The organism is Hymenobacter piscis (assembly GCF_018760735.1).
Lineage (GTDB): Bacteria > Bacteroidota > Bacteroidia > Cytophagales > Hymenobacteraceae > Hymenobacter > Hymenobacter piscis.
In genome coordinates this window covers 34,950-60,121 of record NZ_JAHHZN010000003.1, presented here as the reverse complement: position 1 = coordinate 60,121, position 25,172 = coordinate 34,950, and the positions used below count along the sequence as shown (strand labels likewise).

General features: G+C 64.2%; 21 protein-coding genes. 16 read left to right on the top strand and 5 right to left on the bottom strand.

Annotation, left to right across the window (positions count from 1 at the left end):
• Positions 1–86: 86 nt before the first annotated feature.
• From KLP40_RS04135 to KLP40_RS04100, 8 genes are all read left to right on the top strand, one after another.
• A complete protein-coding gene (locus KLP40_RS04135; RefSeq protein ID WP_215592408.1) occupies positions 87–1,784 on the top strand; it encodes a TonB-dependent receptor in 1,698 nt (565 codons plus the stop codon).
• 192 nt (positions 1,785–1,976) lie between these two features.
• The gene (locus KLP40_RS04130) at positions 1,977–3,209 is read left to right on the top strand and encodes an HU domain-containing protein (RefSeq protein ID WP_215592406.1); all 1,233 of its coding nucleotides are present in this window, start codon (positions 1,977–1,979) and stop codon (positions 3,207–3,209) included.
• Positions 3,210–3,458: 249 nt separating this feature from the next.
• Positions 3,459–4,190 (top strand): MotA/TolQ/ExbB proton channel family protein, encoded by a 732-nt coding sequence (locus KLP40_RS04125; RefSeq protein WP_215592405.1) that lies wholly within the window; start codon positions 3,459–3,461, stop codon positions 4,188–4,190.
• A gap of 135 nt (positions 4,191–4,325) precedes the next feature.
• Positions 4,326–4,730, top strand: coding sequence for an ExbD/TolR family protein (locus tag KLP40_RS04120; RefSeq protein WP_215592404.1), 405 nt, complete (start codon positions 4,326–4,328; stop codon positions 4,728–4,730).
• A gap of 96 nt (positions 4,731–4,826) precedes the next feature.
• Positions 4,827–5,708 carry a hypothetical protein gene (locus KLP40_RS04115; protein WP_215592403.1) on the top strand — a complete coding sequence of 294 codons (882 nt, stop codon included), beginning with the start codon at positions 4,827–4,829 and terminating at the stop codon, positions 5,706–5,708.
• Between the two features lie 282 nt (positions 5,709–5,990).
• A complete protein-coding gene (locus KLP40_RS04110; RefSeq protein WP_215592402.1) occupies positions 5,991–7,292 on the top strand; it encodes a bifunctional folylpolyglutamate synthase/dihydrofolate synthase in 1,302 nt (433 codons plus the stop codon).
• A 131-nt stretch (positions 7,293–7,423) separates the two neighbouring features.
• Positions 7,424–8,086 carry a tRNA (guanosine(46)-N7)-methyltransferase TrmB gene (trmB, locus tag KLP40_RS04105; protein ID WP_215592400.1) on the top strand — a complete coding sequence of 221 codons (663 nt, stop codon included), beginning with the start codon at positions 7,424–7,426 and terminating at the stop codon, positions 8,084–8,086.
• 337 nt (positions 8,087–8,423) lie between these two features.
• The gene (locus KLP40_RS04100; RefSeq protein WP_215592399.1) at positions 8,424–9,263 is read left to right on the top strand and encodes a maleylpyruvate isomerase N-terminal domain-containing protein; all 840 of its coding nucleotides are present in this window, start codon (positions 8,424–8,426) and stop codon (positions 9,261–9,263) included.
• A 91-nt stretch (positions 9,264–9,354) separates the two neighbouring features.
• Here the strand turns inward: KLP40_RS04100 and KLP40_RS04095 are convergent, their stop codons facing one another.
• Positions 9,355–9,981 (bottom strand): beta/alpha barrel domain-containing protein, encoded by a 627-nt coding sequence (locus KLP40_RS04095; RefSeq protein ID WP_215592398.1) that lies wholly within the window; start codon positions 9,979–9,981, stop codon positions 9,355–9,357.
• Positions 9,982–10,249: 268 nt separating this feature from the next.
• On the opposite strand from KLP40_RS04095, the gene mnmA reads away from it, so the two are divergent.
• From mnmA to KLP40_RS04065, 6 genes are all read left to right on the top strand, one after another.
• On the top strand, positions 10,250–11,383 hold the full coding sequence (gene mnmA, locus KLP40_RS04090; protein WP_215592397.1) for a tRNA 2-thiouridine(34) synthase MnmA: 1,134 nt from the start codon (positions 10,250–10,252) through the stop codon (positions 11,381–11,383).
• Between the two features lie 170 nt (positions 11,384–11,553).
• Positions 11,554–12,303, top strand: a complete 750-nt coding sequence (locus KLP40_RS04085) for a hypothetical protein (RefSeq protein WP_215592395.1) — start codon at positions 11,554–11,556, stop codon at positions 12,301–12,303.
• Between the two features lie 156 nt (positions 12,304–12,459).
• On the top strand, positions 12,460–14,169 hold the full coding sequence (locus KLP40_RS04080; protein ID WP_215592393.1) for a S8 family serine peptidase: 1,710 nt from the start codon (positions 12,460–12,462) through the stop codon (positions 14,167–14,169).
• 180 nt (positions 14,170–14,349) lie between these two features.
• Entirely contained in the window at positions 14,350–14,670 is a 321-nt protein-coding gene (locus KLP40_RS04075) for a hypothetical protein (protein WP_215592392.1), read from the top strand.
• 240 nt (positions 14,671–14,910) lie between these two features.
• Positions 14,911–15,609 carry a ribulose-phosphate 3-epimerase gene (gene rpe, locus KLP40_RS04070; protein ID WP_246558634.1) on the top strand — a complete coding sequence of 233 codons (699 nt, stop codon included), beginning with the start codon at positions 14,911–14,913 and terminating at the stop codon, positions 15,607–15,609.
• Between the two features lie 26 nt (positions 15,610–15,635).
• Positions 15,636–18,197, top strand: coding sequence for a TonB-dependent receptor (locus KLP40_RS04065; RefSeq protein WP_215592391.1), 2,562 nt, complete (start codon positions 15,636–15,638; stop codon positions 18,195–18,197).
• 113 nt (positions 18,198–18,310) lie between these two features.
• Here KLP40_RS04065 and KLP40_RS04060 read toward each other — a convergent pair whose 3' ends face one another.
• The 4 genes from KLP40_RS04060 to KLP40_RS04045 form a co-directional block, all read right to left on the bottom strand.
• The gene (locus tag KLP40_RS04060) at positions 18,311–19,105 is read right to left on the bottom strand and encodes a sterol desaturase family protein (RefSeq protein ID WP_215592390.1); all 795 of its coding nucleotides are present in this window, start codon (positions 19,103–19,105) and stop codon (positions 18,311–18,313) included.
• A gap of 72 nt (positions 19,106–19,177) precedes the next feature.
• On the bottom strand, positions 19,178–19,744 hold the full coding sequence (locus tag KLP40_RS04055) for a Crp/Fnr family transcriptional regulator (RefSeq protein WP_215592389.1): 567 nt from the start codon (positions 19,742–19,744) through the stop codon (positions 19,178–19,180).
• Positions 19,745–19,837: 93 nt separating this feature from the next.
• Entirely contained in the window at positions 19,838–21,067 is a 1,230-nt protein-coding gene (locus KLP40_RS04050; protein WP_215592387.1) for a PQQ-dependent sugar dehydrogenase, read from the bottom strand.
• 264 nt (positions 21,068–21,331) lie between these two features.
• A complete protein-coding gene (locus KLP40_RS04045; protein WP_215592386.1) occupies positions 21,332–22,267 on the bottom strand; it encodes a DUF2911 domain-containing protein in 936 nt (311 codons plus the stop codon).
• 552 nt (positions 22,268–22,819) lie between these two features.
• On the opposite strand from KLP40_RS04045, the gene hisG reads away from it, so the two are divergent.
• Together hisG and hisD are read left to right on the top strand one after the other, a co-directional pair.
• Positions 22,820–23,671 (top strand): ATP phosphoribosyltransferase, encoded by an 852-nt coding sequence (gene hisG, locus KLP40_RS04040; RefSeq protein ID WP_215592385.1) that lies wholly within the window; start codon positions 22,820–22,822, stop codon positions 23,669–23,671.
• Between the two features lie 128 nt (positions 23,672–23,799).
• Positions 23,800–25,101 carry a histidinol dehydrogenase gene (gene hisD / locus KLP40_RS04035; RefSeq protein ID WP_215592384.1) on the top strand — a complete coding sequence of 434 codons (1,302 nt, stop codon included), beginning with the start codon at positions 23,800–23,802 and terminating at the stop codon, positions 25,099–25,101.
• Positions 25,102–25,172 lie beyond the last annotated feature (71 nt).

Below are 25,172 nucleotides of genomic sequence, written 5' to 3'. Positions count from 1 at the left end.
TTAAATAGGGGAGAGGCTGGTGGCGGTTTGCGCTGCCGGAGCACGAGTCCAAGACCCTAAGTCCCCAAGCCCCCAAGACCCCAACCATGAATCATAAACTCCTGGCCGCCGCGGCCCTGCTGACTGCCACCGCCCCGGCCTCCAGCGCCTGGGCGCAGAAGACCCGCGGCAAGATTGAGGACGCCGAAATTGAGATTGTGAAGGAGCGGGTAAACGAGCTGCCCGAGGCCACCCGCAATTTCGAGAAGGTGAAAATTGAGGCGCCCGCCAAAACGCCCGCCCCCCTGAGCTACACCTACCCCGACTTCCGCCTGCCGGCCGATAAGCTCAACCCCGCGGTGCGCATTCTCACCATCCGCCAGGAGCAGCTGCCCGAGCTCACGGGCAACTACCTCAAGGCCGGCATCGGTAACTACGGCACCTTCCTGGGCCGGGCCTACCTGCACAACACCCGCTCGGAAAACGCCAGCTACGGCCTCGACCTCCAGCACCTGTCGTCCTCCCGGGGGCCGGTTGATCAGCAGAACTCCCGCCAGAGTCAGACCAGCCTGGGCCTGAACGGCGAAACCTACCGCGGCCCGCTCACGCTGGGCGCCAAGGTGGACCTGGGCCGGGAGCGGTACAACTTCTACGGCTACAACCGCAACGCCCTGGACCTGCCCCGGGAGGATAGCCTCAAGCAGGTGTTCAAGCGGGTGGCCACTAAAATCTACGTGCGCAACCGCGACCAGGCCGCCGCCTTCCAGTACGACCTGGGCCTGGGCTTCAACTACTGGTCGGATGCCTTCCAGGCCCGGGAAAGCAACGTGTACGCCACCCTGCGCTCCGCCTACCGTCTCACGGAAACCAGCCGCGCGCGGGTCGACGGGGACGTATCGTTCATCTCCCACAAGGATTCGCTCACCGTCAGCCGGCCCTTCGTGCAGGTGACGCCGGCCTACGAGGTGACCCTGAACCGCCTGGCCCTGAGCGTGGGTGCCACCCTGGGCTATACCGGCGACACCATCAACAACGCCCGCCAGTTCAACGCCTACCCGGCCGTGCGGGCCGCCTACACCGTGACCGAGGACAAGCTGGTGGCCTTCGCGGGCCTGGGCGGGGCCATTCAGCGCGTGACGCTGTATGATTTGACCACCGAAAACCCCTGGCTGGCCCCCAACGTGCGGGTGGCCGATACCCGCCGTGGCCCCACGGTGTACTTCGGCTTCAACGCCACGCCCGTCCGGGCCCTGTCGGTGAATGCCCGCGTCACGCTTTCCAACGACCGGAACCTGTACTTCTACAACAACTCCCGGCGCGATACCACCAAGTTTGAGCTGGTCTACGATAAGAAGGCCACCCAGCTGGTGAATGTGCACGGCGAGGTGGTGTACAACGCCGCCGAGAAGTTCCGCCTGGGCTTCAAGGCCGACTACAACGGCTACAACGTGAAGACGCTCAGCCAGGCCTTCCACCGCCCGGCTTTCCAGTCGGTACTTTTCAGTACCTATAATTTCTACGACAAGCTGCTGGTGGGCGCGGAGCTCTACACCTACAGCGCCAGCTACGGCAGCGGCGTAATAACTTCGCCGACGACCGATCCGGGTTTTCCCGCCAACAAAGCCTTCGATACCCGGCCTACCGACGCGGTTATCGACCTGAACCTGCGCGCCGACTACCGCATGATGGAGCAGCTTTCCGTCTTCGCGATGGGCAATAACCTGCTGGGCCGCCAGAACGAGCGGTTCCTCAACTACCCCGTAAAAGGCCTCAACGTGCTGGCCGGCGTGACCTACGACTTTTAATTTTCGGCCCCGGCGGCCCGGCGGCGGCCGCCCATAAGCCCGTCAGCGCAAGGGCCCCGCAGGACCGCAGAAGAAGCCCCGCATCAGGTGCGCGCTTCTTTTTCGGCTCTTCGGGGTCCTTGCACTGACGGGCAGTTTTGTATATTTCGGCTTCCGTATCGTATTGCTGCTGCTGCTTTCCCCTTTCTGCCTATGCTCGCTGACCATATCCGCACCCTGCTCCAGGACCACGACTGCGTTATCATTCCCGATTTCGGCGGTCTGATTGCTGATTACGCGCCCGCCCGCATTCATCCGGTGCGCCACACGCTGAGCCCCCCGGCCAAGCGCGTGGCCTTCAACCAGAGCCTGACCCGCAACGACGGCCTGCTGGTGGATGCGCTGAGCGCGAAGCTGAACCTGAGCACGGCCCAGGCCCGCCAGCTGGTCCGCGACGCGGTGCTGGGCATGGAGCAGGAGCTGGAAGCCGGCCGCCGCACCGAGCTCAGCGGCATTGGCACGTTCCGCCAGGCCCCCGGCCGCGGCCTCGAATTCGAATACACCGGCACCCAGAACTTGCTCGGGGCCAGCTTCGGCCTGCCCGAGCTGGTGTCGCGGCCCGTGCGCGCGACCGATGCGCTGCTGGCCCGGGAGCGTCCCGCGGCCGTTCCGCAGCTGGGCGGCTCCTCGCGCCGCCGCGCCTGGCTGCGCACCCTGGGCGTGGCCGCCGTTATCAGCCTGGCCGCCTCGGCCGAGTATCTCTACCTGAACATGCTGGACCGGGTGCCGGAGTCGTTGCAGATTTCGGCTCTGAAGAAGGAGTCCTTGAATGCCGCCGAGCAGCCCGTGCTGCGGCGCCAACAGGCCGGCATTACCAGCCCGGCAACGCCGCTGGAAGCGGCCCCGGTTGCCGAGGCCCCGGCGCCGGCCAGCGACTGGGATGCAGTACCCGCCGCGCCTGCCGTAACGGTAGTTGTGCCCGCGGCCAAGCCCGCGCCGGTCATAGTGGAGCCCGCCAAAAAGATAACGGTCCCGGCCTCCGCCATCAAGCCCGCGGTAACCGTGGCCGCCGCGCCGGTGCAGGCTGCCAAAGCGGCGGCTAAGCCGGTTGCCAAACCCGCCGGGGCCACCCCGGCCAAGGCCAAAGCGCCGGGCTGGGAAAAAGCGGCCGCCACCAATGCAACCCCGGTGGCCGACAACGCGACAATTAAAAGCCGCACCGGTCGTTACTTCGTGGTGGCCGGCTCCTACACGAGCCTGGCCAACGCCGAGAAGGGCCGGCAGGCGCTGGTTCGCCTGGGGCACCCGGCCCGCGTGATCCTGCCCGCCCCCGGCAGCCGCCAGTTCATGCTGTCGGTAGCCGACTACGCCGACCGGGCCTCCGCCGACCGACAGGCCAGCATCCTGCGCAAGCGCATGGGCGACCTGTGGATCAAGCAGTATTAATGTAGTGCCTGGTTTTTAGTTGTTGGTTGTTGGTTTTTAGTTATCAGTTGGTGCTTTGAAAACAGCAAGGCGTCAACTCACTGACAACTAAAAACCGACAACTGACAACTAGAAACCAGGCCCTGAAACCCACCCAATCCTTGCCTCAGTAGTACGAAATGTTGACTAGCTAAAACTCACCGCGACAGTGCGTTACTGCCGGTTGGTTTTAGCTTTTCTTTTGCTTTCAGTTCTCTCCGTTTTTCTCGCATGACGCTCCTGCTCTCCCTGTTTCTGCAACTCCAGGTCGGCGACGCGGCCCCGGTTGCTGCTCCCGCCGCCGCCGACTCCGCCGCCCTGGCCGCCGATCAGGCCGTGGCGGCCTCCTCGGGCCTCTCGCTCATCGACCTGGTGCTGGCCGGGGGCTGGATTATGCTGCCCCTGTTTGCGCTGCTGTTCCTCTCCGTGTACATCATTCTGGAGCGCTACCTCACCATCCGCAAGGCCGGGGCCGTGCCCGAGTCGTTCATGCCCGGCATCGGGAACCTGATGGTGAAGGGGGATTTGCAGGGCGCCAAAATGCTCTGCGCCCAGAACGCCACGCCCCTGGCCCGTATGATTGAGAAGGGCATCCGCCGGGTGGGTTTGCCGCTGAGCGAAATCGAAGCCAGCGTGGAAAACGTGGGCAAAATCGAAATTGCCCGCCTCGAAAAGAACATCAACGTGCTGGGCATCGTGGCCGGCATCGCGCCCATGCTGGGCTTCGTGGGCACCATTATTGGGGTGATTAAGATTTTCTACGCTATCAGCTCCACCGGTGATTTCGGCATTGCCCAGATTTCGGGTGGTCTGTACACCAAAATGGTGACCTCGGCGGCCGGCCTCATCGTGGGTATCATCGCCCACATCGGCTACCACTGGCTCAGCATCATGGTCGAGCGCATGGTCTTCCGCATGGAGCACTCCGCCGTGGAGTTCATGGACATCCTGCAGGATAACTAGATTTTTAATGTGAGTAATGTGGAGGAAATGTGATAATGTGAGGAGTACTGCCGTTCAGCCCAAGATGGTGCAGATAGGGTAAGCCATTCATTTTCACATTTTTCACATTACCCATATTCTACCACATTTGCTATTATGAACCTCAGCCGGCGCCGTAAGCTTTCTTCCCACGTCGAGACCAGCTCGATGAACGACATCATGTTCTTTCTGATGCTGTTCTTCCTGATTGTCTCGACGATGGTCAACCCGAACGTGATCAAGCTCATGCTGCCCAACGCCCGCTCGGGCAAGCAGGCCATGAAGCAGCCCATCACCATTTCGGTGGACGGGGCGGGCACCTACTTCCTGGACCGGACCCCCATCACGCCCACCGAGCTGGAACCCGAGCTGGCCCGCCGCATTGCCGGCCTGGAAAGCCCCACCGCCGTGCTGCGCGTGGATGCCTCGCTCAACGTGCAGAAACTGGTGGACATCCTCGAAATCGGGAACCGCCTCAAGATAAAAATGGTCATGGCCACCCAGGCCCAACAGGGGAAATGAGTTGCCAGTGTCCAGTTGGCAGTTGTCAGGCTGTTTTGAAAGCGGCAACTGTGAACTACCCAACTGGCAACTGACAACTGATAACTGACAACTGATATGGAATACCGGGAAGAACATCGGCGCGAGGCTTTACTGGGGACCGTGGTATTTCACGTGGCCCTGGCGACCCTGTTCTTCTTCGCCGTCTTCAAGGGGCCCGATCCGCCTCTGGAAACGCTCGGCGGCGACGGGGTGGAGCTGAACTACGGGGTGGACGAGGTCGGCTCCGGCGACATCCAGAGCCAGGCCCCGGCCAACGAGTCGCAGAACCGCGAGGACAGCCGCCCGCCCGCCGCCCAGCCCGACCCCACGCCGCCCCAGCCCACCACCCCGCCCGACCCTACGCCCCCCAGCGAGGAGCGCGTGGTGACCAGTGAGGCCGAGGAAAGCCCCGTAACGGTGCCCCCAGCCCCCAAAGCCGCGCCCGTGCCCCGCGAGGAAGTAAAGCCCGAGCCGCCCAAGCCCAAAGTAGACCAGCGCGCCGTGTTCACGCCCCGCGCCAACCAATCGGACGGCGGTGGCAACGGCGTGAACGGCACCAGCAACGCGCCCACCGGCAATAACAACGGCGATAACCCCGGCACCGTGGGCGACAAAGGGGACCCCCGCGGCACCTACGGCGGCACCGCCTATTCGGGCGAGCCCGGCAGCGGCGGCCGCGGCACCAGCCCCGGCAGCGGTGGCCTCGAAATGAGCGGCTGGGCCTTCGTAAACCGCCCTACCGCCGCCGCCCTCGACAACAACTCGGGCTTCGTTCGCTTCAAAATCAAAGTGAACTCCGATGGCGAAGTGGAAGCCGTAACCAAGGTGTCCGGCAACGTATCGGCCGCCCAAGAGCGGGCCTGCCGCGACGCCCTGGAAAATGCCGAGTTCCGCCGCACCAATTCCGCCAACGGCGGGGCCACCGGTTTCTACACCTTCAAATTCACGGTGCGTTAACTCACACAAGCACTTTGATAAGGCGCTTACCACCGCCGCCCCGGGTAGCCGGGGCGGCGGTGGGCGTTTCCAGCAGGGGCTTGCGGCACGGTTCCTGGCGTTCCGCCAGACGGTTTAGCGCGGATAGAAGCAGACGCGACACTTCGCGTCTGCTCCTTACGGGGGTAGCTGCGGTTTTACCCCACGTCACTCATCCGCCTAACGCCCTGCCATGAAATGCTGCGTTACCACGGGCCACGCGGCGGAAGAAAACTACCTTTGCGGCCCCGAACGGCCGAAACCATGACGTATCAGCAAACCCTCGACTTTCTCTACGCCCAACTGCCCATGTTCCAGCGGGTGGGCGAGGCGGGCTACAAGCCGGGCCTGCAGCGCACCGAAGCCCTGGCCGCCGCTATGAGCCACCCCGAGCGGCAGCTGCGCTGCATACACGTGGCCGGCACCAACGGCAAGGGCAGCTCCAGCCACCTGCTGGCCGCCGTGCTTCAGGCCGCCGGCTACAAGGTGGGCCTCTACACCTCGCCCCACCTCAAGGAATTCACGGAGCGCATCCGCGTGAACGGGCAGGAGCTGGCCCCGGCGTTTCTGGTGGACTGGGTGGCACGCTGGCGGGGCCTGTTCGAGACGGTACAGCCCTCGTTCTTTGAAATGTGCGTGGCCCTGTGCTTCGACTATTTCGCCCAGGAGCAGGTAGACGTGGCCGTGGTGGAAGTGGGCCTGGGCGGGCGGCTTGATTCCACCAACATCATCCGGCCCCTCGTCTCGCTCATCACCAACATCAGCTTCGACCACCAGCACCTGCTGGGCGATACGCTGCCGCTGATTGCGGCCGAAAAAGCGGGCATTATCAAGCCCGGGGTGCCGGCCATCATCAGCCAGACCCAGCCCGAGGTGGCCGCCGTGTTCGAGCAGAAGGCCCGGCAGGAGGGGGCCCCGCTGCTGTTCGCCGACCAGCACTACCGCGCCGAGCTGCTCCGCGAGCCGGGCCCCGACGAGGCCGTGCAGCACCTGCGCATCCGCCGCGAGGGCGCCGTGGAGCTCGATGAGCTGGAGCTGGCCCTGGTGGGCGACTACCAGCGCCTGAACCTGCCCGGCGTGCTGGCCACCGTGGCCGAGCTACGCCGCCAGGGCTTTGTCATCAGCGAAGCGCACCTGCGGGAAGGCCTGCGCGAAGTCGGCCGCCTCACGGGCCTGCGCGGCCGCTGGACCATCCTGGGCCGCCGTCCGCTCGTTATCTGCGACACGGGCCACAACGAGGCCGGCATCCGCTTCATCGTGGCCCAGCTGGCGCGCCTGCCCCGGCGCCGCCTGCACTTGGTGCTGGGCGTGGTGAACGACAAGGACGTGAGCAAGATGCTGGCCCTGCTGCCCCGGGACGCGACGTACTACTTCTGCCAAGCCAGCATTCCGCGGGCTCTGCCGGCCGACGAGTTGGCCGAACGGGCCGCCGCCCTGGGTCTCACGGGCACCGTGTACGGCCCGGTGCCGGCCGCCGTGCGCGCCGCCCGCGCCGCCGCCGCCCCCGATGACGTGGTCTTCATCGGGGGCAGTACCTTTGTGGTGGCGGAGATTGAGGAGCTGTAGAATCTGGTTTTTGGTGGGTGGTTTACGGTTGTTGGCCTTCGCGCAAATACCGCCACTCCAACCAAAACCAACCGGGCGGCAACTTCCAATGGCCGCCTAAATCCAAAAACCACCCACCAAAAACCAATCCAGTGAGTCGAGTAAAACTGAAGCGCTTCGCCGAGAATGCCGAACGGGCCAGTGTGGTAGAACCCGGGAAAGACACCTACCAGCAGCTTGGCGGCCGCTGGCACGAGGCTTTTTTCCAGAACCCGAACCCCATTACGCTGGAGGTGGGCTGCGGCAAGGGCGAATACACCGTGGGCCTGGCCGAGCGCTACCCCGGGCGCAACTTCCTAGGCCTCGACATCAAGGGCGACCGAATCTGGCGGGGCAATGCCCGGGCCGAGGAAATGGGCCTGACCAACGTGGGCTGGGTGCGCACCCGCGCCCACGACCTGCTCACGCATTTTGCCCCCGGCGAGCTGCACGAAATCTGGATTACCTTCCCCGACCCGCGCCCCCGCGACCGGGACATCAAGCGCCGCCTCACGTTCCCGCGTTTCCTCGACCTCTACCAGCAGATTCTGCGTCCCGGCGGTCTGATTCACCTCAAAACCGATAACGAGGACCTGTTCGACTACTCCCTCGAAACCGTGCAGCAGCGTCCCGGGGCTACCATTCTGGCCCACACCAAGGACCTCTACGCCACGCCCGAGCTGCTGCCCCACGCCGAGGACATCCAGACTACCTTCGAGCGCAAGTACCGCCAGCTGGGCGTGCCCATCAAGTACCTGCAGTTTCAGGTGAGTTAAAACGGACTGTTCGGCCCGTGTATGTGTAACCGACAGTAGTGCGAACCGGGTAGTTCGCGCCCCCGCGCCGTTACCACGGTTGTCGTTCTGAGGCGTGAACTACACCGTTCGTGCTACTGTGCTGCAGCCTGCGAACAGCTCTGAATAAGAAGCCAAACCACGCAAAAGCGGAAATCCGGCAACCCGTATTTCCGCTTTTGCGTGCCTCCTCACTCCTCACTCCTCACTCCTCACTCCTCACTCCTCACTCCTCACTCCTCACTCCTCACTCCTCACTCCTCACTCCTCACTCCTCACTCCTCACTCCTCACTCCTCACTCCTCACTACTCACTCCTGATGCAACCCGTTCGGATTCCTGATACGCTGCCGCTGTTTGCGGTGCTGGATGAGCGCCTGCTGCAGGTACTGGGCAGCCTGAGCGCCGCCGACTGGCAACGGCCCACGCTGGCGCCCGGCTGGACGGTGCACGCCGTGGCCCTGCACCTGCTCGATGGCAGCCTGCGCAGCCTGTCCATGCTGCGCGACGGGCACTTTAGCGGGCCGGGGCCGGCCAGCGGGGCTTACGCCGACGTGGTGGGCTACCTCAACGAGCTGAACGGCAGCTGGGTGCGGGCGGGGCAGCGGCTGAGTCCGGCAGTAGTGCTGGAGTTGCTGGAGCACATCGGCCCCCGGTACACAGCCTTCCTGGAAACCCTCGACCCGGCCGCGCCGGCCACCTTCGCCGTTGCCTGGGCCGGGGAGGCGGAATCGACCAACCACTTCCACATCGCCCGCGAGTACACCGAAAAGTGGCACCACCAGCAGCAGATCCGCCAGGCCGTGGGGCAGGAGGGGCCGCTGCTGGAGCCGGCATTGTACGCGCCGTTTCTGGCCACCTGCGCCCGGGCCCTGCCGCACCACTACCGTGCCGTGGCCGCCGCGCCGGGCACGGTGGTGCAGGTGCAGCTGACCGGCCCCGCGTCCGTCACGTGGTTTTTACGCCGGCGCCCGGCCGACTGGGAGCTGGGGCAGGGGTACGCCGGCGCCCCGGCGGCCCGGGTGGAGCTGAACGGGGCCGTGGCCTGGCGTTTGTTTACCAACAGTCTGCCCCGGCCCGAAGCCGCCCGCCACCTGCGCCTGCACGGTCCTGCGGAACTCACGGAGCCCATTCACTCGCTGCTGACGGTGATGGCCTGACCTCTTTAAAGCCCTTTCGTGAACCGCTATCAGGCAGCAGGTACCCCGGCCGCATCGCGCCGGGGTACCTTGCTGAGGGCAATCGGGGAGCTTACTCTTCTTCCAGTTGCTCGAAAATGGCTTCCATTTCGTCGAAGTCGCGCAGACCGGGCTTGATCTCGTCGCCGCCCTGAAGCACGATGCCGGCGGGGCGCAGCTGCTCCACGTAGGCGCGCAGGGTGCCGTTGGGGGCAAAATCGGAGCCCAGCCAGACGGGGTAGGTACGGGCCTGCTCGGTGAGGCGGGTGGTTTCGGCCGGGTTGGGCAGCGGCTCGGGCGGGGTGGCCAGCACGAAGCCCAGGTAGGAGGGCGCCTGCTCGCGGAAGCGCAGGTCCACGTCTTCGGGCAGCATATCGGGCACCCAGCGAATCAGTTTGAGGGCCGGCACCGAGAGCTGGCCCAGCTCCTCAGGGGTACGGCGGCGGTGCAGCAATACCGCGTGCAGGCCGCATTGCTGCACCAGGGCGTTGATTTCGGCCACCGGCAGCGTGTCGAACTCGCCAAGGAGTTCCACGCCGGCTACCCAGCCGCTGAGCTCCTGCACTACTTCGGGCGTGAGGTAGCCGGGCAGGGCCGGGTCGAGGCGGAACGTGAGAGAGTCGGCGCCCATGCCGGCGCAGTAGCGGGCATCGGAAAGGTTGTTGATGCCGCGCACCATCACGGGAACTAGCAAAGCCATAGCAGAAGGAGTTGAGGAGAACCGGCTCCGGCGCTACCGCCGTTGCCGCTGCAATAATCGGGACTTCTGGCTTAAGAGTGAATGAGTGAATGAGGGACTCGGTGAATGAGGGAATGCGCCACGTGGCAAATACGTCTATGCGTGAACCGACATCCTACCATTCACCGATTCACTCATCCACCCATTTACCCATTCACTCATTTACCGCTTCGTATCTTTGCGCATTCGGCCGGAACCTTTCACGCTTCGGGCGCAATTTGATTCACGTATGAATACAACGAAAGGACGGGTGCTCGTCGCCATGAGCGGCGGCATCGACAGCTCCGTGGCAGCCGTGCTGCTGCACGAGCAAGGGTACGAGGTGGTGGGCATGACCATGAAAACCTGGGATTACGCCTCGGCGGGCGGCAGCAAGAAGGAAACCGGCTGCTGCTCCCTTGACAGCATCAACGATGCCCGCCAGATTGCCGTGGACCTGGGCTTCCCGCACTACATCATCGACATCCGCGACGAGTTCGGCGACTTCGTCATCAGCAACTTCACCGAGGAATACCTGGCCGGACGTACGCCCAACCCCTGCGTGCTCTGCAACACCCACATCAAGTGGGACGCGCTGCTGCGCCGCGCCGACCAGCTCGGCTGCGAGTTCATCGCCACCGGCCACTACGCCCAGGTGCGGGAGGAAAACGGCCGTTACGTAGTCAGCAAAGGCCTCGACGACAACAAGGACCAGAGCTACGCCATCTGGGGCGTGAGCCAGGAGAGCCTCTCGCGCACGCTGTTCCCACTGGGCGAGCTGCGCAAAACGGCCATCTACGACTTTGCCCGGGAGCGGGGCTTCACCGAGCTCGTGAATAAGCCCGAGAGCTACGAAATCTGCTTCATTCCCGACAACGACTACCGGGGCTTCCTGCGCCGGCGCGTGCCGGGTCTGGAGGAGCGCGTGGCCGGCGGCGAGTTCGTGCTCCGCGACGGCACCGTGGTGGGCAAGCACGAGGGCTACCCGTTCTACACCATCGGGCAGCGCAAGGGCCTGGGCGTGGCTCTGGGCTTCCCGGCCTACGTAACGGCCATCGACCCCGAAACCAACCGGGTAGTGCTCGGTAATTTCGAGGATCTGGCCAGCACCCGCACGGTGGTGGGCAAGCTCAACATGGGCAAGTACGCCTCGCTCGAAGGCCGCGGCCTGGTGCCCAGCACTACCAAAATCCGCTACAACCACGATGGCTCCCCGGCCTTTCTGGAGCAGAAGGGCGACAAAATCTACGTCTACTTCGAAGAAGCCGTGCACGCGGTAACCCCCGGGCAGGCGGCCGTCTTCTACGAGGGTGAGGACGTGCTGGGCGGGGGCTGGATCGAGCGCCACACCATCGGCGAAATTCCCGAGCCCGTAACGGCGTAGCTTAGTTGTTAGTTGTCAGTTGTCAGTTGTCAGAACGAACTAACAACTAACAACTAACAACTAACAACTAAGCTACGCCGGGCACTGATTTTTCTGGTTACGCGTTATGGCGACCGGGGCGGGCGTTTTCCGCCGACCGGTGCTACTTTAAGGGCTGCTAAACTCTTTGTATGAATCAGAACTATTCCCTGCCCACCCGGTGCGGCCTGATGCGCTGGGTGCTGCCGGCTCTGCTGGGCGCGGCGGCCCTGACCAGCTGCCAGGACAACGGCGAGGTGCAGCCCTTCTTGGGGCCGGAGTATTACCCGCTGGAAGTGGGCAGCTACCGCATTTACGACGTGGCCGATACGGTCTGGAATAACGCCCAGGCCACCGTCAGCCGCTTCCAGTTCCGCGAGCAGGTCGATACCGAACTCTCGCCCGATGCCACCGGCCAAGTGGTGTACCGCGTGATTCGTTCCCGCCGGCCCACCGCCACCGATGCCTGGCGGGCCGATTCGGTGTTTACTGTTAGGGTCGGGGAGCGGGCCATTACCGAGCAGTTCAACAACCGCCGCACCGTGGCCCTGGTATTCCCGGTGCAGGAGGAGAAGTTCTGGAACCTGAACGCCTTCAACAGCCAGGATACCATCACGGCCCTCAACCGCCGCTATACCCGCGTAGGCCAGCCCTTCAGTGTGGAGCGCGACGGTGAAACCTACCGCTACGACAACTCCGTTACTACGACCAACAACCTGGCCGAGGACGTGAATGCCTGCTACACCACCGTGAAGCGGACCACTTTTGCCCAGGGCGTGGGGCCGGTCTACCGGGTCAGCCGATCTTTCGTGCACGACCCCGGCGGCGGGCGACCTTGTGATAATACCATCAACTACGCAGGGCAGTCGCGCAGTGAGGTGCTCATTGATAGCGGGAAATAGCCCGTTTTTTCACTACAAGCCGCAAAAACCCCGGGAAAGCAGGTGCTTTTCCGGGGTTCTTGCGGCTTGCAGGGTTTAAACCTGCCTGTTGAGGCTTGCTACCCCGTTTCCTAGCGGATTGCGTTGTATCTTCCGGCAAGTTAACTTCTGCGCCAAATGGTTTTATCCCGCCTTTTGCTAGCCGCCGGCCTGTGTGCGTCGGCGTTTGGGGCCCGGACTGCCGCTGCCGGCCCCGGTACCCCGCCTCCCGAAACGGCCCGGCCCACGGCCACCGTCCGCAAGCATCTTATTTATTTCAAGGACAAAGCCGGCACGCCCTTCAGCGTCAGCCAGCCCGAGGCATTTCTCTCGGCCCGGGCCCTGGCGCGGCGTCAGCGTCAGCAGATTGCCGTGCTGCCCCGCGACCTGCCCGTGAGCCCCGCCTACGTGCAGCAGGTGAAGGCCGTGCCCGGAACGCAGCTCTGGTACACCTCCCGCTGGTTCAATGCCGCCGTGGTAGCCTGCGACTCGGCTACGCTCCAGCAGGTGCAGGCCCTGCCGTTTGTGCGCTCGGCCCAGACGCTCAACCGCGGCCTGCCCGGCACCCGCAAACCCAAAACCGACGAGCCCGACGCAACGGCCGGGCGTACGGCCGGCACGCGCAGCCAGTACGGCAAGGCGTATGCCCAGGCCCAGATGCTGGGTGCGGTGCAGATGCACGACGCCGGTTTCCGGGGCGAAGGCATGCAGATTGCCGTCTTCGACGCCGGATTTCCGGGCGTGAATACGGCCTCACCTTTTTCCTCCATTACCCAGGAAAACCGTCTGGCCAGCACCTTCAACGTGGTGGAGAAGAACGATCAGGTGTTTTTGCGCGACAGTCACGGCACCCACTGCCTGTCCACCATCGGCGCTAACGAGCCGGGTACCTACATCGGCACCGCCCCCAAGGCCACGTTCCGGCTTTTCGTGACGGAAGATATCTTCTCGGAACACCCCGTAGAAGAGGCCAACTGGCTCATTGCCGCCGAATACGCCGACTCGGCCGGGGTGGATATTATCAGCTCCTCGCTGGGCTACAGCACCTTCGATTTCCCGTCCATCAACTATACTTACGCCGACATGAACGGCCGCACGGCCCTCGTGACCCGGGCCGCCACGGTGGCCGCCCGGGTGGGCATGGTGGTGGTGAGCTCGGCCGGCAATGAGGGCAACAACAGGGGCTGGCGCTACATCACCGCCCCCGCCGACGCCGACTCCATCCTGACGGTGGGCGCCACCGATTCGCTGGCCGTGGTGGCCGGCTTCAGCTCCCGCGGCCCCACGGCCGACGGCCGCATCAAGCCCAACCTGGCCGCCATGGGCGTGCAGACGGCCATCGTATCGCCGGGCGGCAGGGTGAGCCGGGGCGACGGCACTTCCTATTCCTGCCCGGTGCTGGCGGGGATGGTGGCCGGTTTCTGGCAGGCCAACCCCCGGCTCACGGCCCAGCAGGTTATCGGTTTTCTGCAACGCTCCGGCTCCCGGGCTACCGTGCCCAACGACGAAATCGGGTACGGTATTCCCCACTTCGGACGGGCCTACAACCTGGCCAACCCCGGCGCCCCGCTGGCCGCCGCCGCCGTGGTGCCCCGCCACGAGCTGCTGATTTACCCCAATCCGAGCAAAGACGACGAACTGTACCTGCAGCTGGCCGTGGGCTTCCAGTCGGTGCCCCTGCAGGTGCGCATTTTTGATGCCCGCGGGGCTCTGGTGGCCGAGCAGCAGGTGGCGCCCACCTCGTCGGCCGCCGTGCGCCTGCAGCCGGGCCTGCTCACCAAGGGCGTGTTCACCTGCACCGTCAGCAATGGCCGCGAGCAGCGCACGGTCCGCTTCGTGAAGCTGTAAGCCGCGCCCCGTGTGCCCAAGGCCAGAAGCCGGCTCCGCGGGAGCCGGCTTCTTTTTTTTAATCCGCTCTGAATGCTAATGTAATTGGTTTCATGATTGCGAATATATTTAGTAAATTGGCAATGATTTAGCGCTTGTCTATGTTGCCGCTTTATCACGCATCACCCTTATTTTTCCTCCATGTTACAGATGATGGTCACCAAGCGCCTGGGGCGCCGCCAGTTTCACTTCACGGTGCAGGGCGCCAACTTTCACGAAACCGTGGCCGAGTACGACCGGCTCAGCTTCCCCGACGTGGCCAAGTGCGGCCTCTGCGGCTCCGACAACCTCGACCTGACCGCCCGCGAAGCCCAGGGCAAGTTTAAATACACCAGCCTCAAGTGCCTCGACTGTCGCGGCGACGTGACCTTCGGCAAGCGCCAGGACGACGATCAGACCGTATTTCTGCGCAAAACCGAGGACGGCAAGCTCGACTGGCGCGCCTACGAAAAGCCCAGCTAGACCGCCGCGGTGCAACCGGCCGGCTCCGGCGCGTGACCCCGGACACAACGCTGCTGTTGTGTCCGGGGTCACGCCTTGTGGGGTAAGCAGGCCCGATGACGCTGGCCGCGGCGGCGGGCGGGATACCAGAATGGCCGGTGGGCGCGTTGAGGAGCCGGCGGATGCAGAATTATCCGGCCGGCGCCGCCAAATCGGGCCGCCGATACCTGTCAACCCAGTGCTAACGCGTACTTTCGCGGTATGAACCCTACCCGTCGTATGGCTCCGCTGCTGGCGCCCTCGCTTCTCGCCGCCGACTTTGGCAATCTGCAATCCGAAACTGAGCGCCTGGCCGATTCCGCGGCCGACTGGCTGCATTTCGACGTGATGGACGGCCGCTTCGTGCCCAACATCTCCTTCGGGATTCCGGTGCTCCAGGCCGTGCATCGCCACGCCCGCCAGCCCATTGATGTGCACCTGATGATAGAGGAGCCCCAGCACTACCTGAGCGCCTTCCGCGACGCCGGGGCGGCCAACATCACGGTGCATTACGAGGCCTGCCCCCACCTGCACCGCGTGATTCAGCAAATCAAGCAGCTCGGCTGCCGGGCCGGGGTGGCCCTCAACCCGCACACGCCCGTGAGCCTGCTCGAGGACGTGGCCGCCGACCTGGACCTGGTGCTTATTATGTCGGTTAATCCCGGTTTCGGCGGGCAGGCGTTCATTCCGAACACCCTGCGCAAAGTCACCCAGCTCAAAGAACTGCTGGTGGACAGCGGCTCCTCGGCCCTGATTGAAATTGACGGGGGCGTGACCCTCGACAACGCCGCCGCCCTGGTGGCGGCCGGCGCCGATGCACTGGTGGCCGGCTCGTTCGTGTTCCAGGGCGGCGACCCGGTGGGCACGCTGGCCCGCATGCGGGCGGAGCTGGCCCCCCCGGCCCTCGAATCTGCCTCCTGAAACTCTGCTTCCTAACGCGTCTGCGCATGGCCTTGCCTTTTCGCTTTACTGCCCGTTTGGGACTGCGCCTGCTCGGTGGCCCGGTGCCCGCCGGCGCGGCCCTGCTGCTGGCGGGTCTCGCCGCCCGGCCCGCGCTGGCCCAGGTCGCGCCGCCCCTTCGGGTGCTGCTCGAGGGAGTGGTGCGCGACGCAGCCGGCCAGCCTCTGGAGCAGGTGGTGGTGGGCGTGGAGGGCCAGCCCGGTGGCACCAGCACCGATGCGCGGGGCCGGTTTGCCCTGCGCCTGAGTGCTGGTGCCGGCGGCAAGGCCCCGGTGCTGGTGGTGCGCCGGCTGGGCTACCGCACCGAGCGCCTCGTTCTCAACCTGAGCCAGCCGCTGGGGGAACTCACGCTCACGCTCCAGGATGATAGCCGGGCCCTGGACAACGTGACTGTGCGCGGCCGCACCGATGCCGCCGACACCCGTGAGCAGGTGAGCGTGCTGCAACTGGAGCCGCGCACGGCCAAGGAAATACCCTCGCCCTTCGGCGACTTCGCGGCCGTGCTCAAAACCCTGCCCGGGGTGGCCAGCACCAACGAGCTGACCAGCACCTACTCGGTGCGGGGTGGCAACTACGAGGAAAACCTGATTTACGTGAACGGCTTCGAGGTGTACCGGCCGTTTCTGGTAACTACGGCCCAGCAGGAGGGCCTGAGCTTCGTAAACCCCGATCTGGTCAACAAAATCGAGTTTTCGACGGGGGGCTGGCAGCCCAAGTACGGCGACAAGCTCTCCTCGGTGCTCAACATTGAGTACAAGCAGCCGGTGAAATTCGGGGGCTCGGCCACGGCCAGTCTGGTGGGGGGCTCGGCCCACGTGGAGGCGGCCTCGCCCAGCCAGCGGGTGAGCTACCTGGCCGGGGTGCGCTACAAGAATGCCACCTACGTGTTCAACTCCCTGCAGCAGCAGCAGGGCGGCTACAACCCCACCTTCTACGATGCCCAGAGCCTGATTACCCTGGCCCTGGGCCCCCGGGATAACCTGGAGCGCACGACGGTGGGCGTGTTCAATACCTTCGCCCACAACGATTTTCGCTTCAACCCGGAAAGTGGCGAAACCACCTTTAATACGGGCGCGGCCCAGGCCACCCGGCTCTACATTGCCTACGCGGGCCGGGAGCGGATGCAGTACGATACCTACCAGGGCGGCCTGCGGCTGACCCACGCGGTGCGCCCTAACCTGCGCCTGGAGCTGCTTGGCGGCCTGCTCTACTCCCGCGAGTTTGAGTACCGCGACGTGGAGGCCGGCTACCAGATTGCCGAAATCAACCGCGACCCGAAGCAGGGTACATTCGGGGCCGATATCAACCGCCGGGGCGTGGGCTCCTTGTTCAAACACTCGCGCAACACCCTGGAGGCCCGCATTGCCACCCTCGAAACCCGCGGCACCTGGACGCCCGGCACCCGCCACTCAGTGCGCTGGGGGCTGAAAACGGGGCGGGAGCAGATCCAGGACGCGCTCAACGAGTACAGCTTCATCGACTCGGCCGACTACGTGCCCGAGGCCCGGCGCACCCGCCTGGTGTCCGACCTCGACCTGACCAGCACCCGCACCCAGGGCTTTGCCCAGCACACGCTGCGCTTCGATTCGCTGCGCACGCTCACCTACGGGGCGCGCATGAGCTACTGGACGGTGAACGGGCAGACCACCTTTAGCCCCCGGGTGCAGTACGCCTTCACCAGCGCCCGTAACCCGCGCCTGTCGTGGAAGACGGCCGTGGGCGTGTACCACCAGCCGCCCTTCTACCGGGAGCTGCGCTACCAGACCGGCGCGCCCCAGCGCCAGGAAGGCGTGCTCAACCTCGATTTACGGGCCCAACGCTCCGTGCACGTCATCGTGGGCAACGAGCTGCGCTTTACCAGCTGGAACCGCCCGTTCCGTTTCACGGGGGAAGTGTACTACAAGTACCTGACCGACGTGGTGCCCTACGACATCGACAACGTGCGCCTGCGCTACCAGGCCACCAACGACGCCAAGGCCTACGCCGCCGGCCTCGATGCCCGGGTGAGCGGGGAGTTCATTCCCGGCACCGAATCGTGGTTTAGCCTGGGCCTGCTGACCACCCGCGAAAACCTGGCGGGCGACTCGCTCACCACGTTTGATGCCAACGGCAACGCCACCGGACGGGTATCGAAGGGCTTTATCCGCCGGCCCTCCGACCAGCGCCTCAACCTGGGCATTTTTCTGCAGGACAACCTGCCCGACAACCCCTCGGTAAAGGGCTACGTGAACCTGGTCTTCGGCACCGGGTTGCCCTTCAGTCCGCCCGACGCGCCCGAGCTGCGCGGCACCAGCAAGCTCACCCGCTCCTACAAGCGCGCCGACCTGGGCTTTACCAAAGTGCTGGGCCTGCGCACCGAGGCCGAGCGCGCCGCCGGCCGCCGCGTGCAGCTGCAAAACCTGTGGATGAGCCTGGAAATCCTCAACGTGCTGGGCGCCGATAACCTGGCCGGCTACAACTACGTGCAGGACCTGAACGGCCGCACCTACGGCGTGCCCAACTTCCTGAGCCAGCGACTGGTAAATCTGCGCGTTATCGCGCGGTTCTAGAAGCGGTGAACTAGTGAGGTGGTGAACTAGTGAGCTGACGTTCCAGAAGCTAGTTTGCGCAAGCGGCGCAGCTTGGACCGATTGAACATCAAGCTCACCAGTTCACCATTTAACTAGCTCACCTGCTCGTGCACATCCCGGAAGCAGAGCATGTCGGGGAGGCGCTCTTCTTTTGCGGGGTCGAAGCCGCAGGTGGCCTCGAAGGTGGCGGGGTTGCGGTAGGTGCCAAAGAGGTAGTCCCAGATGACCAGGTCGCCGTAGTTGTGGCTGTGCTGCTGGTACTGATGATGGACGCGGTGCATTTCGGGGCGCTGAAACACGTAGCCCACCCAGCGGGGCGCGCGCACGTTGGTATGGTAGAAGAACTCGCCCAGCGCCGTGCAGAGCGTGTACACGGCCCCGGCCGCCGGACTCAGTCCCAGCACGGTGTACACCAGCAGGCCCCCCAGCAGGGAATTGACGGTCATTTCGAGCGGGTGCTTGTAGAAAGAGGTGATAACCTCCAGGCGGCGGGGGCTGTGGTGAATCTGGTGGAAGTGCAGCCAGAGAAAATCCTGGGTGTGGCGCCAGCGGTGCCACCAGTAGAAGAGGAACGTGGTCACCACGTAGGCCAGCAGCCCGCCCGCCACCGGCCCCAGGTGCCGCGACACGTGCAGCAGCGAGTAGGCCGAAAACCATTTCTCCCAGGTCAGGCCCGCCACTACTACCACCAGCAGCTGGGCCCCGTTGAGGAGCAGCACCCGCCGCGGCCAGGTGGCCACCCGCGGCAGCTTCCAGCCCGGCATTATGCGCTCCAGAATAAAACAAAAGACAAAGGCCGCAAAAATCACGACCAGCAGGGGCGGAGCGCTGAAGCCAGGCAAGGATACGCCGCAGTCTGGCAGTGGCAGCAAAAACAGCAAATTCATTGGAGCAGGTGTTAGTGGGTGAAACCATGCTCTAAAGGTGCGGCGGCTACCCCCCGCATCCCTTGACATTTATCAAGAACGGCGGGCGCGCAGGCGGCTCAGGGTTTCCGGGGTGAGGCCCAGGTGCGAGGCCAGCATGTGCAGCGGTACCCGTTGCAGCAGATCGGGGAAGTCGCGCAACAGGCGGGCGTAGCGCTCGGCGGCGGGCAGCATCCGCAAATCGAGGGCGCGCTGCTCGCTGAGCACGTAGTAGCGCTCGGTGAGTACGCGGCCGATGAAGTTGAACTCGGGAAACTGCTGATACAGGGTCTGCACCTGCTCGTAGCGCAGGGACCAGAGCCGGCAACTTTCCAGGGCCTGCAGGTACTCGTGCGAAGGCTGGCGGGAAAAGAAGCTCAGGATCGAAACCACAAAATTCTCCGCCGGCATAAACCACGATGTCACCTCCCGGCCTTCACGGAGGTAGTAGCTGCGCACTAACCCGGTTTCGAGAAAATACAGTCGCTGGGCCACACTACCCGGCACGAGCAACTGCGTGTGGGCCGGCACGGTTTCGGGCTGCGCCAGCCGCCGGAGCGCAGCTTCCAGGGCGGGCGTCAGCGGATGAATGGCGCGGCATAAGGTCAGAAAGGCGTCCATGAGGCCGAAGGTAAACCACAAAAAAACAGCCGCTGCCTTACGCAACGACTGTTTCGTTTCCGGCCGGAACCTGTCGCCCCGGCGGCGGGGCGGCTACCCGCGTTTCTTTGGCTTGCCTTTGGGCGCGGCCTTCCCACTGCCGGCATACGCCACCCGGTACACCACGCCGTTGGCATCATCCGATACCAGCAGCGACCCATCGGCGTGCTGGGCAATGCCGCACACGCGCCCGAACTGCTCCTTATTGCCGTTCAGCAGCCAGCCGGTGGCAAAGTCCTCGAACTTTTCGGGCTGACCCTGCTCGTTGAAATGCACCCGTACCAGCTTGTAGCCCGAAGGTTCAGCGCGGTTCCAGGAGCCGTGCATGGTCACGAACGCATCGTTCCGGTACTCTTTCGGAAACTGATGACCCTGGTAAAATACCATGCCCAAAGGCGCCGAATGGGCTTTGTAGAGCAGTTTGGGAAGCTGCGTTTGGGCCGCGTACTGCGCGTAGCTCTGGCCCCCCGGCGGCTCGTCGGCCAGGTTGGGCTGGCCGTTCTCAAACACGAAGGGCCAGCCGTAATCGGCGCCCTGCTTGATTTCGTTGAGTTCCTCCTGCTGCTGCTCGTCGCCGAGCCAGTCGATGCCGTGGTCGAACCCAAAAAGCTGGCCGGTACGCGGGTGCCAGCCAAACCCGATGGTGTTGCGCAGGCCCTTGGCATACACACTCCGGCCCGAGCCGTCGGTCTTCACCTGCAAGAGCGTGGCGTTTTCCGGGTTGGCTTCGTCGCAGGCATTACAGGTGCTGCCCACCGAGAGGTAGAGCGTACCATCGGGCGCGAAATTCAGGGTCCGGTTGGGATGCTGGCCCGCGTCGGGTAAATCGTTGTAGAGGCGCTTGAGCGGGCTGAGCGAACCATCGGGCTGGATATCGGCCACGTACAGGTCGCGGATGGCGGCCGCGTAGAGCTTGCCGTCGCGAATGGCCAGCCCGTGCAGGTTAGCGGCCTGCGCCACTTGCCGGGTGTGGTCGGCTTTGCCATCCTGGTTGGTGTCGCGCAGCAGCGTGATGGTGCCTTGGTCGCGGTTCGACACGTACACGTCGCCGTTGGGGGCGACGGCCAGCATCCGGGGCTTTTCCAGCTGATCGGCAAATTTGGTGACCGTAAACCCGGCCGGCACCTGGAGCTGGGCCACGCGCGGGTCGGTGGCATCTACCTGCTTGGGCTTGAAGATGTGCCCGTCGTAGGAAGCCTGCACCGACTGCTGGTAATCGTTCTGCGCGGCCGCCGTGAAGGTGGTGGCCAGGGCCGTGGCGAGGAAGAAAGGAATCTTGGTCATGACAAGTCGGAAAGAAGTGGTTGCTTCTTTTCAACTCGTTTTCCGGGGGCGGGGTTGCGGCCAAGCGGGGCCCTAATGCCGGCCGGGCCGCGGGCGTAAGCTCCTGCTGCCTCGGTAAGCAGGCTCTCCAGAGCAAGCCGGCCGGCGCGGCGCAAACGGCGTTACGAAGCCCGCTTCAGCGCCTCAGATGTCGCCCACTCTGACCGTTGCCGAGGCCAAAGCGGGCGTGAAACCGGCCAATAGAGGACTGGCTGCATAGCGTGCTCAGTAAGCCCGGGCCTGCCATTCGGTGAGGGAGAGGCGCATGTTGGGCAGCTGGGACTTGAAGGCGGCGTCATCTTTGTCGCCGAGCTTGATGGCTTTGCGGGCATACACGATGGCCGTGCCATAATCCTGTTGCTGGGCCAGCAGGCGGGCCTTGATCCAGTTGTTGGTCGGTGCATCCTGCAACCGGATCGACTCGTTGATCCAGTTCAGGGCGCGCTCGGGCTGGAGGTTGTTCTGCACCAGGTATTCGGCCGCCTGGGCCAGCAGCTGCCAGTCGTTGGGCTGTTGCTGCAGGGCCTTTTCCACGCTGGCCAGCACCTGCTTGTGCACTTCCACCTCAAAGGGCAGCACCACGGTGCGCCGCTCCCAGGTCAGGTTGAGGTGGGCGCCGTTGGGCCGCACGCTGGAAAACCAGTAGAGCAGGCTTTCCTGAAACTGGGCCGTTTCAGTTACCACCGGCACCCGGATAACGTCGTTGCGCTGGTCGTAGCCCTCGCTGCCCCAGTGCGTGGTTACGCGGTTGAGCACCACTTCCCAGTCCCGGTCCTGGTGGGGCACCACGAAAAGGGAGTACTGGCCGGCCGGCACGGTTTGGCCGCGCAGCAAAATGGGGGTGGAGAAGCGGATGAGCGTGTTTTCATTGGCCCCCGCGCGCCATACTTCATCGTAAGGAACCAGGCCGCCCCACACGCTGCGGCTGCGTACCGAGGGCGAATGATAGTCCACCGTTACGTCGGTGAGGCCCACCGTTTGCTGAACCACGGCGTGAGGACTGGCCTGGGGCAGCAGCAGCTCGATACCGGTGGGTACGCCCGTGGTGGGCGGCGGAAGCGGGGCGGAGGCGTCAGTTTGCTGGGCCTGAGCGGAGAGGGAGCCGGCCGTGAGAGCCAGCAGAAATCCAAAACGAAAAGCGAGCAAGCGGGAAATAGGCATAGGGCAGAAAGCAGCAGAACGGGCGGCAGAAAAGTCGAAACACGGACCGCCCAGGCAGGCGGGAGTAAGCCTGATACCGAAACAATGGTGCCAGAAAAGCGGTTTGCCCCGTACCGGAAACACGAAGGTCCGCCTTTTAAGGTAAAATTTCCGGGAAAAAGTTTTCTTCTCTGCCCGGCGCGCTTACCTTTGCCCCGCTACTCTAAGCCCCGTATGCCATCCTCCGCGCTTTTCCTGTGCCCTTCCAGCCACCTGGCCGCCCCCGTAGCGGGCCGCCTGGCCGAGGCCTGCGCGTCTGAGTCGAAGCATCACCATCACCACGGGCACCATTCCTCTTTCTAGAGGAATATACGCATCATATTGACCCCGTTGGGCGAACCACAGTTGGTTCCCCGGCCCCCGAAAAACCGGTGGCCCGGCCGTAGTTTGGCCCATTCCCAACGCCCGGGTCCCCTTTCCTGTTTCCCCACCACCTTCTTTTGAATTACGATTAAGTACTTGGCACAACCAGCCAATTCTTACTTCTTAATTCTTACTTCTTAATTCAACGATATGCTCCGTCTGGCCATCCAGAAATCGGGCCGCTTAAGCGAAGACTCCCAGAACCTGATTCGGGAGTGCGGCATCAGCTTCCTTGCGGCTTCCAGCAAGCTCAAAACCGAAGCCACCAACTTCCCCCTCGAAATCCTCTACCTGCGCGACGACGATATTCCCGGCTACGTGCAGGACGGCGTGGCCGACCTGGGCATTGTGGGCCAGAACGTGCTGGTGGAAGCCGGTTTCCCCAACCTGGAAGTGGAAGGCCTGGGCTTCAGCAAGTGCCGCCTGAGCCTGGCCGTACCCCGCGCCGCGACCTACGACTCCATTGAGGATTTGCAGGGCGTGAACATTGCCACTTCGTACCCCCAGATTCTGGGCCAGTACCTTACGGAGCGCGGCGTGAAGGCCAACCTGCACACCATCAGCGGCTCGGTGGAAATTGCCCCCAGCATCGGGCTGGCCGAGGCCATCTGTGACATCGTGAGCAGCGGCTCCACGCTGCTGGGCAACGGCCTGCGCGAGGTGGAAACCGTGTTCCGCTCCGAAGCCGTGCTCATTGCCAACCAGAGCCTGAGCGCCGAGAAAAAGGAATTACTCGAGCAACTCCAGTTCCGGATGCAGGCCGTGCGCCGCGCCCGCCGCAACAAGTACATCATCCTCAACGCCCCCGTGGCGGCCCTGGATGCGGTAAAGCAGCTGCTGCCCGGCATCAAGTCGCCCACCGTTACGCCGCTGGCCGAAGAAGGCTGGGTATCGGTGCAGTCGGTGGTAAACGAGGACGACTTCTGGCACATCACCAGCCAGCTCAAAGCCGTCGGGGCCGAAGGCATCCTGGTACTCCCGATTGAGAAAATGATTTCGTGAAGAAGCTAGGAATTAGGAGATAGAAGCAAGGAGTCAGGAGTTAGAATCGAATTGTTGGTTCTCCTCCTATGACAACTCCTGACACCTTGCTTCTATCTCCTGGCTCCTAACTCCTAACTCCTTCTACCATGAACATCTTCCAATATCCATCCCAGCCGGAGTGGGCGGCGCTGCAGCAGCGGGCGGCCCAGCAGCAGGCTCAGGACGTGGAGCAGCGCGTGCAGCAGATTTTCGAGGACGTGCGCCAGCGCGGCGACGCGGCCCTGCTCGACTACGCCCGGCAGTTCGACGGTGCCGACCTTGCGGGCGGCCTGCGCGTGGGGCCCGGGGAGCTGGCAGCCGCCGCGGCCCAGGTGCCGGCCGAGCTGCAAACGGCCATCCGACAGGCGCACGCCAACATTCTGCGGTTCCATAAAGCGCAAATTCCGCAGGAGGAGCGCGTGGAAACCATGCCGGGCGTGACGTGCTGGCGGCGGGCGGTGCCCGTGCAGCGCGTGGGCCTCTACATTCCGGGCGGCACCGCGCCGCTGTTCAGCACTCTGCTGATGCTGGGCGTGCCCGCCCGGCTGGCAGGCTGCCCCGAAATTGTGCTCTGCACCCCGCCCCAGAAGGACGGCTCGGTAAACCCCATCATCCTGTTCACGGCCGAGCTGCTGGGCATCACCACTATCGTGAAAGCCGGTGGGGCTCAAGCCGTGGCCGCTCTGAGCGGCGGAACTGACTCGGTGCCGGCCGTGGACAAGATTTTTGGTCCCGGCAACCGCTACGTGACGGCCGCCAAGCAATTGGCTACCCGTTACGGCGTGGCCATTGATATGCCGGCTGGCCCCTCCGAGGTGCTGGTTATTGCCGACGAATCGGCTACGCCGACCTTCGTGGCCGCCGACCTGCTCAGCCAGGCCGAGCACGGCCCCGACTCGCAGGTGATTCTGCTCTCCGACTCCCTGTCGATGCTGGAGCAGACCAAAGCCGAGGTGGAGCGCCAGCTGCGGGAGCTGCCCCGGGCCGAGGTGGCTGCCCAGGCTCTTACCGAAAGCCGCGCCATCCTGCTGCGCACGCCGGAGGAAATGCTGTACTTCTCGAACCAGTACGCTCCCGAGCACCTGATTCTGGCCGTAAAAAATCCGGAACAGCTGGCCGAAGGCGTGACCAACGCCGGCTCCGTGTTCCTGGGCCACCTCACCCCGGAAGCCGTGGGCGACTACGCCTCGGGTACCAACCACACGCTGCCCACCAACGGCTACGCCCGCAACTACAGCGGCGTGTCGCTCGATTCGTTTCTGAAGAAAATCACCTTCCAGCGCCTCACCCCCGAAGGCCTGCTGAACGTGGGCCCCGTGGTTGAAACCATGGCCGAAGCCGAAGGCCTCCGCGCCCACGCCCGCGCCGTGACCCTCCGCCTGGAAGCTCTGGCCGGCGGGGAGGAATAAGTATAGGATAACAGTAGAACGTCATGCTGAGCTTGTCGAAGCATCTCGCTTGCCGACGCCAAAACGACAAC

Excerpts from the sequence above, each read along its gene's own strand:
- KLP40_RS04135 (WP_215592408.1), top strand. The coding sequence starts at position 87 with ATGAATCATAAACTCCTGGCCGCCGCGGCCCTGCTGACTGCCACCGCC.
- KLP40_RS04130 (WP_215592406.1), top strand. The coding sequence starts at position 1,977 with ATGCTCGCTGACCATATCCGCACCCTGCTCCAGGACCACGACTGCGTT.
- KLP40_RS04125 (WP_215592405.1), top strand. The coding sequence starts at position 3,459 with ATGACGCTCCTGCTCTCCCTGTTTCTGCAACTCCAGGTCGGCGACGCG.
- KLP40_RS04120 (WP_215592404.1), top strand. The coding sequence starts at position 4,326 with ATGAACCTCAGCCGGCGCCGTAAGCTTTCTTCCCACGTCGAGACCAGC.
- KLP40_RS04115 (WP_215592403.1), top strand. The coding sequence starts at position 4,827 with ATGGAATACCGGGAAGAACATCGGCGCGAGGCTTTACTGGGGACCGTG.
- KLP40_RS04110 (WP_215592402.1), top strand. The coding sequence starts at position 5,991 with ATGACGTATCAGCAAACCCTCGACTTTCTCTACGCCCAACTGCCCATG.
- KLP40_RS04100 (WP_215592399.1), top strand. The coding sequence starts at position 8,424 with ATGCAACCCGTTCGGATTCCTGATACGCTGCCGCTGTTTGCGGTGCTG.
- KLP40_RS04095 (WP_215592398.1), bottom strand. The coding sequence starts at position 9,981 with ATGGCTTTGCTAGTTCCCGTGATGGTGCGCGGCATCAACAACCTTTCC.
- mnmA (WP_215592397.1), top strand. The coding sequence starts at position 10,250 with ATGAATACAACGAAAGGACGGGTGCTCGTCGCCATGAGCGGCGGCATC.
- KLP40_RS04085 (WP_215592395.1), top strand. The coding sequence starts at position 11,554 with ATGAATCAGAACTATTCCCTGCCCACCCGGTGCGGCCTGATGCGCTGG.
- KLP40_RS04080 (WP_215592393.1), top strand. The coding sequence starts at position 12,460 with ATGGTTTTATCCCGCCTTTTGCTAGCCGCCGGCCTGTGTGCGTCGGCG.
- KLP40_RS04075 (WP_215592392.1), top strand. The coding sequence starts at position 14,350 with ATGTTACAGATGATGGTCACCAAGCGCCTGGGGCGCCGCCAGTTTCAC.
- rpe (WP_246558634.1), top strand. The coding sequence starts at position 14,911 with ATGAACCCTACCCGTCGTATGGCTCCGCTGCTGGCGCCCTCGCTTCTC.
- KLP40_RS04065 (WP_215592391.1), top strand. The coding sequence starts at position 15,636 with ATGGCCTTGCCTTTTCGCTTTACTGCCCGTTTGGGACTGCGCCTGCTC.
- KLP40_RS04060 (WP_215592390.1), bottom strand. The coding sequence starts at position 19,105 with ATGAATTTGCTGTTTTTGCTGCCACTGCCAGACTGCGGCGTATCCTTG.
- KLP40_RS04055 (WP_215592389.1), bottom strand. The coding sequence starts at position 19,744 with ATGGACGCCTTTCTGACCTTATGCCGCGCCATTCATCCGCTGACGCCC.
- KLP40_RS04050 (WP_215592387.1), bottom strand. The coding sequence starts at position 21,067 with ATGACCAAGATTCCTTTCTTCCTCGCCACGGCCCTGGCCACCACCTTC.
- KLP40_RS04045 (WP_215592386.1), bottom strand. The coding sequence starts at position 22,267 with ATGCCTATTTCCCGCTTGCTCGCTTTTCGTTTTGGATTTCTGCTGGCT.
- hisG (WP_215592385.1), top strand. The coding sequence starts at position 22,820 with ATGCTCCGTCTGGCCATCCAGAAATCGGGCCGCTTAAGCGAAGACTCC.
- hisD (WP_215592384.1), top strand. The coding sequence starts at position 23,800 with ATGAACATCTTCCAATATCCATCCCAGCCGGAGTGGGCGGCGCTGCAG.